The 9,260-nt window shown below is 77.4% G+C and carries 10 protein-coding genes; 5 read left to right on the forward strand and 5 right to left on the reverse strand.

Annotated elements, in window-relative coordinates; all coding sequences use genetic code 11:
- Positions 1-129: 129 nt before the first annotated feature.
- Positions 130-1,971 (forward strand): GmrSD restriction endonuclease domain-containing protein, encoded by a 1,842-nt coding sequence (locus ACI79V_RS21895; RefSeq protein ID WP_456892697.1) that lies wholly within the window; start codon positions 130-132, stop codon positions 1,969-1,971.
- A gap of 66 nt (positions 1,972-2,037) precedes the next feature.
- On the opposite strand, the gene ACI79V_RS21900 is transcribed toward ACI79V_RS21895, so the two are convergent.
- On the reverse strand, positions 2,038-2,259 hold the full coding sequence (locus ACI79V_RS21900) for a hypothetical protein (protein ID WP_456892699.1): 222 nt from the start codon (positions 2,257-2,259) through the stop codon (positions 2,038-2,040).
- A 334-nt stretch (positions 2,260-2,593) separates the two neighbouring features.
- Here ACI79V_RS21900 and ACI79V_RS21905 point away from each other — a divergent pair, with 334 nt between their 5' ends.
- Complete coding sequence (locus tag ACI79V_RS21905; RefSeq protein ID WP_012948038.1) at positions 2,594-2,797, forward strand: cold-shock protein; 204 nt, start codon at positions 2,594-2,596, stop codon at positions 2,795-2,797.
- Between the two features lie 66 nt (positions 2,798-2,863).
- On the opposite strand, the gene ACI79V_RS21910 is transcribed toward ACI79V_RS21905, so the two are convergent.
- Both ACI79V_RS21910 and ACI79V_RS21915 read right to left on the reverse strand, forming a co-directional pair.
- Positions 2,864-3,325 carry a hypothetical protein gene (locus tag ACI79V_RS21910; protein WP_456892701.1) on the reverse strand — a complete coding sequence of 154 codons (462 nt, stop codon included), beginning with the start codon at positions 3,323-3,325 and terminating at the stop codon, positions 2,864-2,866.
- Between the two features lie 76 nt (positions 3,326-3,401).
- The gene (locus ACI79V_RS21915; RefSeq protein ID WP_456892703.1) at positions 3,402-4,046 is read right to left on the reverse strand and encodes a hypothetical protein; all 645 of its coding nucleotides are present in this window, start codon (positions 4,044-4,046) and stop codon (positions 3,402-3,404) included.
- A 173-nt stretch (positions 4,047-4,219) separates the two neighbouring features.
- Between ACI79V_RS21915 and ACI79V_RS21920 the strand changes: the two genes are divergently transcribed.
- From ACI79V_RS21920 to msrB, 3 genes are read left to right on the forward strand one after another with little or no spacing between them, the layout of a single operon-like run.
- Positions 4,220-6,358, forward strand: coding sequence for a sensor histidine kinase (locus ACI79V_RS21920; RefSeq protein WP_456892705.1), 2,139 nt, complete (start codon positions 4,220-4,222; stop codon positions 6,356-6,358).
- Positions 6,342-6,998: a response regulator gene (locus ACI79V_RS21925; RefSeq protein ID WP_456892707.1), complete on the forward strand. Its 657-nt coding sequence runs from the start codon at positions 6,342-6,344 to the stop codon at positions 6,996-6,998. The genes ACI79V_RS21920 and ACI79V_RS21925 overlap by 17 nt, the downstream gene beginning before the upstream one ends.
- The gene (gene msrB / locus ACI79V_RS21930) at positions 6,995-7,870 is read left to right on the forward strand and encodes a peptide-methionine (R)-S-oxide reductase MsrB (RefSeq protein WP_456892709.1); all 876 of its coding nucleotides are present in this window, start codon (positions 6,995-6,997) and stop codon (positions 7,868-7,870) included. The genes ACI79V_RS21925 and msrB overlap by 4 nt, the downstream gene beginning before the upstream one ends.
- Before the next feature lie 11 nt (positions 7,871-7,881).
- Here the strand turns inward: msrB and ACI79V_RS21935 are convergent, their stop codons facing one another.
- Both ACI79V_RS21935 and hemQ read right to left on the reverse strand, forming a co-directional pair.
- Positions 7,882-8,379 (reverse strand): SRPBCC family protein, encoded by a 498-nt coding sequence (locus ACI79V_RS21935; RefSeq protein ID WP_456892711.1) that lies wholly within the window; start codon positions 8,377-8,379, stop codon positions 7,882-7,884.
- 20 nt (positions 8,380-8,399) lie between these two features.
- Positions 8,400-9,119 (reverse strand): hydrogen peroxide-dependent heme synthase, encoded by a 720-nt coding sequence (hemQ, locus tag ACI79V_RS21940; protein WP_456892713.1) that lies wholly within the window; start codon positions 9,117-9,119, stop codon positions 8,400-8,402.
- Positions 9,120-9,260: the final 141 nt, after the last annotated feature.

The following is a 9,260-nucleotide window of genomic DNA, read 5'->3' on the forward strand; positions in this document are numbered from 1 at the left end:
GGCCCAGTATCCCGACCCCGCCCCACGGGTCACTCCCGTCGCTCCGCCCTCCGCCGTTCCTGTACGCGCCGGTCCGCGTGGCCGAGCATGGGCGGCACGGTGCACCGGGCACCACGGGGAGGCCTGCGCATGTCGTCGTTGCCGGATGCCGTCCAGCAGGTGCTGCGCCACCACGCGCAGCGCTCGCCGGGGACGCCGATGCGGGCGGTGGTGTCCAAGGCCGCCGCGCTCGGCTACGAGGTCGTCGCGCCGAGGGAGGGCAGCAGCGCGACCTACCTGCGACTGGTCGCCACCGCGCCGACCGGCCGGCGGACCACGCTCTACGTCGACGGCGCCAAGCTGAGCTCCAACGGCCGGGCCGACCGGTCGTTCGCGGCCGGGCTGCCGGGGGCGGTCGAGACCACCGTCGACGTGCAGTTCCCCTTCACCGGCGCGGACCCGTTCGAGGTGCTGGTCGCCTTCTCCGGTCACGCCGCGCGGCCGGCCGACCCGGCCCCCGCCCCGGTCGCGCCTCCGGTGGCCCCGCCTGTGCCTGCGTCCTGGCCGGCCGGGACGGCGCCACGGCCCCAGCCCTCGCCCCAGCCCTCGCCCCAGCCCTGGCCGCTGCCTCCCACGCCCGCACCCGCCCCCGCCGGCACGCCGCGGCGCGGGCCGGTCGTGCTCGGCGTCGTCGCGGCCGTCGTCCTGCTGGTCGTGGTGATCGCGGCCGCCACCTCCGGCGCGGCCGGCGGGCTGCTCGCCGTCGGGCTCGCGCTGCTGCTGGTGGGCCTGGGCGCCGTCGTCGTCGGCCGCGCGCGGTGGGCGTTCATCGCCTCCCGCCGGGTCGGCGGTGCGGTGCTGGCCGCCGGGCTGGTGACCACCGGGATCGGCGGGGCGACCGTCCCGCCGCCCGCGCCCACCGCGGCCGCGCAGCCCGCGGCGCCCTCCTCGTCGGCCGCGCCGACCACCTCCGCCGCCCAGGCGAGCGCCGCGGCCGAGTCGGCGGCCGCCGCCGCGGACGCCGCGGCGACCCGGGCCGAGACCAGCGAGACCGCCGTCCCGGTGGCCGACCCGGCCACCGGCCTGCTCTCGGACGGCGCCACCCAGGCCGCCGTCGACGGCGCCGCCCCGGCCACCGCGCTGGCCGCGCTGGCCGCCCTCCCGGTGCAGGGCCGGGCGCCGCGCACCGGCTACGACCGCGACCTGTTCGGCGCCGGCTGGGTCGACACCGACCGCAACGGCTGTGACACCCGCAACGACGTGCTCGCCCGCGACCTCACCGGCGAGACGTTCAAGCCCGGCACCCGCGACTGCGTCGTCCTCACCGGGACGCTGGACGACCCCTACTCCGGCCGGACCATCGCCTTCCAGCGCGGCCAGGGCACCAGCGACGACGTCCAGATCGACCACGTCGTCGCGCTGTCGGACGCCTGGCAGAAGGGCGCCCAGCAGTGGGACGACGCCCGGCGCACGCAGTTCGCCAACGACCCGCTCAACCTGCTCGCCGTCGACGGGCCGCTCAACCTGCAGAAGGGCGACGGTGACGCGGCCACCTGGCTGCCGCCGGACCGCTCCCACCGCTGCGCCTACGTGGCCCGCCAGGTCGCGGTGAAGGTCAGCTACGGGCTGTGGACGACGCAGGCCGAGCGCAACGCGATCGCCACGGTGCTCGCCGGCTGCCCGGCCGAGCCGCTGCCCGGCGGTGTGGTCGCCCCGGCCCGGCAGACCGCGGCGCCGACCACCGCGGCTGCCCCTCCGGCGGCACGGCCCGCCCCCACGACCCCGCGGCCGGCTCCGGCTCCGGCACCCGCGCCGGCACCGGAGCCGGCTCCCCCGCCGGCTCCGGTGCCCGCCCCGCCGCCCCCTCCGGTCGCGACGTCCTACGCGAACTGCGACGCCGTCCGCGCCGCCGGCGCCGCCCCGATCACCCGGGGCGACCCGGGCTGGGACCCGAAGTTCGACCGGGACGGCGACGGCGTCGGCTGCGAGTGACCGCCGGTCCTGGACCCCGCGCCCCCGTGGTGCGGGGGCCGGGACCGGCGGGCTCGGGGCGCCGGCTCAGTCGGCCAGCAGGGCGGCGTGCGCGCCGAGGCGGTGTGCCAGGGCGGCGGCGGTGCCGGTGGCGCGCAGGACGTCGGCCAGCAGCGCGGCCAGCTCGGTGGCGTCCGCGGGGTGCTCGTCGAGCTCGGCGGCCAGCAGCGCGTCGAGGTCGGCCGGGTGGAGGTCGGCCAGGTCGACCAGCACGAGCGGCGCGCCGGTGGCGGTCGGGTCGGTCTCCACGGGCTGCTCCTCGGGGTCGGGCCGGGCTCGGTCCCCGGCACCACCGACCCTGGGCGCCCTCCCTCAGCGGCGGCTCTGCGGAACCGCACGATCCCCGCAAGACCGGTGGCGGGGCCGGGCCGCCCGACCCGATCGGGTGACTCCGGCCCGCCGCGGGTGTGGGGGGTCCCGGGCGGGGCCACCGACGACGAGGTCCGGCGCCTGCCGGACCGGCGGACCCCGAACGCGCCGCCCCGGTCCCCCACACGGGGTCCGGGACGGCTAGGGTCGTCGCGTCGGGAAGGCCCTGCGCTCTGGCAGGACCCCGATGCACCATCGCAGCTAGGAGCGAGCAATGCCCGAAGGAACTGTCAAGTGGTTCAACGCGGAGAAGGGGTTCGGCTTCGCCACTCCTGACGGTGGCGGACCTGACGTGTTCGTCCACTACTCGGCCATCCAGACCAGCGGGTACCGCTCGCTCGACGAAGGCCAGCGGATCTCGTTCGACATCGAGCAGGGCCAGAAGGGCCCGCAGGCGGCGAACGTCAACCCGCTCTGATCTCCTGATCAGCACAGCGCCCCCGTCCGGTCCACCGGGCGGGGGCGCTGTCGTGTGCGGCGCCGGTCAGCGCGCGCGGGGCACGTACCCGCCGACCAGCGCCGACATCAGCAGGGCGCCGTCGTCAGGGCCCACGGCGACCGCGGCGTCGGCGAAGGCCCGCCAGCGGGCCCGCTCGACGTCGGTCCGGGCGTGGGCCGCCCGCGCGGTGAGCTGCTCGACCAGCCGCTCCCACTCCGACTGCGGCGTCGGCCAGAGCCCGGCCAGCCGGCGCGCCTCCGGGGAGATGCCGGTGAACCGGACGATCTCCCCCGAGTAGGTGGTCAGCACCTCGACGTAGCCGGCGGCGGCGAGCGCGCGGGCGGCGGCCAGCACGTCGGGCTTGGGCAGGCCGCTGGCCGGGACCACCTGGCCGAGGTAGGGGTTGCCGCCGTGCTCGGGGCCGTCGACCAGCCGGGCCACCGCCCGCAGCACGGGCAGGTCGCGGCGGAACCAGGTGTCGGGCAGGGGCCGGTCGGGCGCTGTCACCGGCCCAGTCTCCGCCGCGCGCGACGGCGCCCCGCCACCCGGGTGCACGGGGTGACGGGGCGCCGGTGGGGGTCGTTCAGCGGTCGCGGGCGCCGGTGAGCTCGGGACGGCGGGCCAGGATCACGCCGAGGACGACGTAGCCGACCAGCAGGTGCGCGGCGCCGACGTACTGGGTGATCGCGGGCAGCAGGAACGCGGTCGGGACGGTGACCGGCGCCCAGCTCTCGGCGACCATCGGCCAGAACCGGGCCGCGCCCCTCCACCGGCCGGCGATCGCGATCCGCACGCCGATCACGGCCATGCCGAGCATCGACAGCGGCCAGAAGAGGTCGATCACGAAGAAGAAGCCGGTGTCGTAGAGGCCGGGGGTCAGCGCCCACATCAGTGACGAGACCATGGCCACCGCGAGCAGGGCGTGCTCGACGTGCAGCAGCCGGCGGGCCAGCCGGCCGGTGCCGATGGCGCCGGTCCGCATCTGCGCGGCCACGAGGAAGACCAGGCCGCCCTGGAACGCGAACGCGGTCAGGTTCACCACGAGGGCCTGCCAGGTCCCGGCCGGCGGGGTGGTCCCGAGCGCAGCGCAGGCGACCGCCCACGAGAGCGACCCGGCGGCGACCGCGATCCCGGCCCTGCGGACCGAGCGGGTCGAGGCGCCGGGGGCAGCGCCGGCCGGTGCGGCGAGGTCGGTGCGGGCGGGAGCGGGGGTGGTGGTGAGGGACATCGGGTCCTCCGTCGTCGTGCGGCGCCCGGTGCGCCGTCCGGGGAGAACCGTCGTGGGGACGCGTCCCGGGCCGACAGGGCCGGCCGCCACGGATCCGGTCCCCCTCGGTGTCCCGGGTGACACGGGACGGCTGACCCGTGACGGCGGGGACGCCGCCGGGCGAGGATGCGCGCGTGCAGGCACAGGCCCCGGCGACCGGGCGGACCCGATCGGCACCGGAGCCCCTCCTCCGGCCCGGTGTCCCGGACCCCCGGCTGCGGTGGTCGGCGGTCGCCGTCGTCATCGTCGTGGTGGCCGGCTCGGCGGTCACCGCCGCCGTCCTCGACGCCACGACACCGTCGGCGGTGCGCTCGGCGCTGCAGCGGGAACCCGGCTGGCTGGCCACCGTGCCGGGCCTCGTGCTCGCCGTCCCGGCGGCCGCGCTGCTGCTGCGGGCGCCGCGCAACGCGGTGTCCTGGGTGGCCGCCGGCACCGCGGTGTTCTGGGCGGTCAACGGGCTGGCCGAGTCGTGGCTGGCCTGGGCGCTGCAGGACGACCCGCCGCGGGCCGGCGCGAGCTTGGCGTTCTGGACCGTCGAGCGGCTGGGGTCGGGCCTGCTGCTGGGCCTGCCGCTGCTGCTCCTGCTCTACCCCGACGGGCGGCTCCCGGGTGGCCGCTGGCGCGGAGCGAGCCTGGCCGGCCTGGCCGCCACCGCGCTGCTGCCGGTGCTGCTGCTCGTCACCCCGGCCGAGGTGGCGTTCACCGACGACGAGGGCACCGGGGTCCCCGCCGTCTACCGCACCCTCGACCTCGACCTCACCTCCCTCCCGCTCCCCGCGGCGCTGACGCTGCCGCTGCTGCGGATCGGCTTCCCGCTCGCCGTCCTCGGCACCGCGGTCGCGGCCGCCTCGGTGGTCGCCCGGTACCGGCAGGCGGCCGGCGAGGACCGCACGCGGATGCGCTGGCTGCTGTGGGCCGCCGTCGTCGACCTGCTCGTCATGCTCACCACGCTGCTGCTGCCCTCCGAGCCGAGCACGCTGGCGCTGGTCCTCGCGGTCGCGCTGACCGGGACGGCGGTGGCCGCCGGCATCCTGTGGCCGCGGGCGGTCGACGTCGACCGGCTGCTCGGCGGCACGCTGGTGTACGGCGGGCTGGCCGTCGGCGTGGTGCTGCTCGACCTCGCCGTGCTGGGCGCGGCCGGCGCGCTGCTCGGCGACGCCCTCGGTGAGCGCGACGCCACCCTGCTCACCCTGCTGCTGGTCGCGGTGGTCTACGTCCCGCTGCGGGCGCCGCTGTGGCGGCTGGTCCGCCGGTGGGTGCTCGGCGAGCGGGAGGACCCCTACCGCGTCGTGTCGGACCTGGCCGAGCGGCTCGAGCGCACCGACGGCGCCGAGGAGCAGCTCATGGCGGTCGCTGCCGGCATCGCCGAGGCCTTCCGCGTCCCCTACGTCGGCGTCGAGGTCGACGCCGCCGACGGAGGGCGGCTGGTCGCCGAGCACGGGCGGCGGCCAGACGCGGTCCAGTCGCTGCCCATCGCCTACCGCGGCGAGCAGGTGGGCCGGCTGCTGCTGCCCCGCGACGGCGTCCGCGCGCACCTGGTGACGCGGGACGAGCGGCTGCTCGCCGACGTCGTCCGGCAGGCCGCCGCGGCCGCGCGGGCCGGGTCGCTGGCCGCGCAGCTGCAGGCCAGCCGGGAGCAGCTGGTCACCGCCCGGGAGGAGGAGCGCCGCCGGCTGCGCCGCGACCTGCACGACGGGCTGGGCCCCTCGCTCGGTGCGGTGGTGCTGCGGATCGACACCGCCCGCAACCTCGCCGCCACCCGGCCCGAGGACGCCGACCGGCTGCTGCGCCAGGCGCGCGACGACGTCGCCGCCGCGCTGGGCGACGTCCGGCGGCTCGTGCACGACCTGCGCCCGCCCGCCCTCGACGACGTCGGGCTGGCCGGCGCGGTCCGCCAGCAGGCCGAGCGGCTCCTGGCGCCGCAGGTCACCGTGATCGTCGACGCCGTGGACCTCGGCGAGCTGCCCGCGGCGGTCGAGGTGGCGGCCTACCGGATCGCCTCGGAGGCGCTGGCCAACGCCGCCCGGCACGCGCGGGCCACCCGGGTGCGGGCGACCCTCGGCCGCGAGGACGGCGACCTGGTGGTGACCGTCGCCGACGACGGCGTCGGGATCGCGCCCGACCGCGCCGCCGGCGTCGGGCTCGTGTCGCTGCGCGAGCGGGCGGCCGAGCTGGGCGGACACTGCACGGTCAGCTGCCCGCCGGAGGGCGGCACGGAGGTGCGGGCCGTGCTGCCCGTCGAGGGAGGAGCGCCCGGTGACCGAGCCCGGTGAGCCGCTGCGGATCGTGGTCGCCGACGACCACCCGGTCTACCGGGACGGGCTGGCGCTGCTGCTCGGCTCGGTGCCGGGGCTGACCGTCGTCGGCACCGCCGCCGACGGGGCCGAGGCGGTCGCGGTGGTCCGCGAGCACCTGCCCGACGTCGTGGTCATGGACGTGCAGATGCCGGTGCTCGACGGCATCGAGGCCACGCGGCGGATCGCCGCCGAGGTGCCGTCGGCGGGCGTGGTGGTGCTGACGATGAGCGAGGACGACGGCACGGTGTTCGCCGCCGTCCGCGCCGGGGCCCGCGGCTACCTGCTCAAGGGCGCCGACCAGGAGGAGGTCGTCCGCGCGATCACCACCGTGGCCTCCGGCGGGGCGGTGTTCGGCGCGGCGCTGGCCCGGCGGATCGCGGAGTTCTTCGCCGCCGGTCCGGCCGGCCCCGAGGCGGCGTTCCCGCAGCTGACCGCCCGGGAGCGCGAGGTGCTCGACCTGGTGGCCGCCGGGCGGTCCAACGCGCAGATCGCCGCGGTGCTGTACCTGTCGCCGAAGACGGTGCGCAACGTCGTGTCCAACGTGCTGACCAAGCTGCAGGTCACCGACCGCGCGCAGGCCATCGTGCGGGCCCGCGAGGCCGGCCTGGGCCGGTGACGGCCGGCGGCGCCGAGGACGTGCGCGGCGTCCTGCGGCGGGTGGTCCGCTGGGCGGCGGGCCGCCCGGACGTCGTCGCCGTCGGGCTCGCCGGGTCGCAGGCCCGCGGCACGGCGCGGCCCGACTCCGACGTCGACCTCGTCGTCGTCACCCGGGACCGGGACGGCTACCGCGGGCCGGATGCGGTCGCGGGGCTGTTCGGCGCCGGGGTGGCCGACGTGCGGACCCGGCGGTGGGGGCCGCTGCTCGAGCGGCGCCTCCGGCTGCCCGGCGGACTGGAGGTGGAGGTCGGGTTCGTGCCGGAGGGCTGGGCCGCCGACCCGGTGGACCCCGGGACGGCGCGGGTCGTCGGGGACGGCCTCGTGGTGCTGCACGACCCCTCCGGCCTGCTCGGACGCCTGGTCGAGCGGGTGGCGGCGGGGAATCCGCCCGTCGCCCGGGCCGTTCCCCCTGGCATGACGACCACTCCCCAGCCCAAGCTGACCAGGACCGACGAGGAGTGGCGGGCCCAGCTCTCACCGCAGGAGTACGCCGTGCTGCGCCAGGCCGGCACCGAGCGCCCGTTCACCGGCGAGTACGTCGACACGAAGACCGTCGGCGTCTACACCTGCCGCGCGTGCGGAGCCGAGCTGTTCCGCTCGGAGACCAAGTTCGACTCGCACTGCGGCTGGCCGTCGTTCTACGAGCCGTCGTCGGCCGACGACGTGGTGCTCCGCGAGGACCGCAGCCACGGCATGGTCCGCACCGAGGTCCTCTGCGGCACCTGCCACAGCCACCTCGGGCACGTCTTCGACGACGCGCCGCAGACGCCGACCGGCGACCGCTACTGCATCAACTCGGTGTCCGTCCGGCTGGTGCCCGCCGAGGGCTGACGCCCGCGGGCTCAGGCCGCCGACCCGGGTCCCGCGGTGCGGGTCCGGTCGGCGGCACGGGCGCCGGCGAGCACGAGCGCGAGCCGGCGCCAGCGCCGCTGCCGCCAGCGGTAGAGCGCCTCGGCGAAGAGCCACACGGGCCCGGTGAGCGGTCCGGCGTCGATCTCGACCTCGTCGGTGTACCGGCAGCCGCCCTCGTCCAGCGGTGTCACCGTGATCAGGTGCCGCCAGGACCGGACGAGCGAGCCGTGCTCGTCCGACCGGACCGCGCGGGCGTCGTCGTCGACGGACTCGACCCGCAGCGTGTGCCGGGACACCGGCAGCAGCCCGAACAGCAGCAGCCAGGTCGTCACCGACTCCCCCGCCTGCCACGGCCGGATCCGCGCCTCCAGGGCGGGGAAGCGCAGGACCGGTGCCGCGACGTGCACGAGGGCCGCGGGCATGCGTACCGCCGACCAGACGACGTCGGCGGGTGCGGCGAGGACGGTGCTGCGTCGTACGGTCCGCACGTCGGCGTCCCTCCGGGAGGTCAGGGCAGGTCGGCGACCAGCTCGGTCACCGGCTTGCGGGTGCCGGTGTAGAAGGGGACCTCCTCGCGCACGTGCCGACGGGCCCGGCTGGCCCGCAGGTCGCGCATGAGGTCGACGATGCGGTGCAGCTCGTCGGCCTCGAAGGCCAGCATCCACTCGTAGTCGCCCAGGCCGAACGAGGCGACGGTGTTGGCGCGGACGTCGGGGTAGGGCCGGGCCTGCATGCCGTGCTCCTTGAGCATGTCCCGCCGCTCCTCGTCGGGCAGCAGGTACCACTCGTAGGACCGCACGAACGGGTAGACGCAGACGTAGCGGCGCGGCTCCTCCTCGGCGAGGAACGCCGGGATGTGGCTGCGGTTGAACTCGGCCGGGCGGTGCAGCGCCATCTGCGACCACACCGGCTCCAGGTGCCGGCCCAGCGCGGTGCGGCGCAGCCGGGTGTAGGCCTCCTGCAGCGCCTCGGGCGACTCGGCGTGCCACCAGACCATGAGGTCGGCGTCGGCGCGCAGGCCCGCGACGTCGTAGGTGCCGCGGACGACGACGCCCTTGCCCGCGAGCTCCTCGAACAGCCCGGCCACCTCGTCGGCGACGGCGGTGCGCTGCTCGTCGGCGAGCGGGCGGGCCAGCCGGAACACCGACCACATCGTGTAGCGGACGAGGGCGTTGAGCTCGTTGGCCCGCTTGCCGACGCTGCGCTGTTCGGTGCTCTGCTCGCTCATGTCCTCATTGTCCCCCGGGCTGCCCGGGGGGTTCGGCGGCCTGCGGCAGGCCGACCCTCCTGGTGCACCGGTGACGACGTGGCGGGGCGGGGTGGGGGGGGGCCTCTCCGCCCCCCCCCGCGCGCGGCGGGTGCGCCGGCG

The sequence above is a fragment of the Geodermatophilus sp. SYSU D00700 genome, assembly GCF_054050255.1.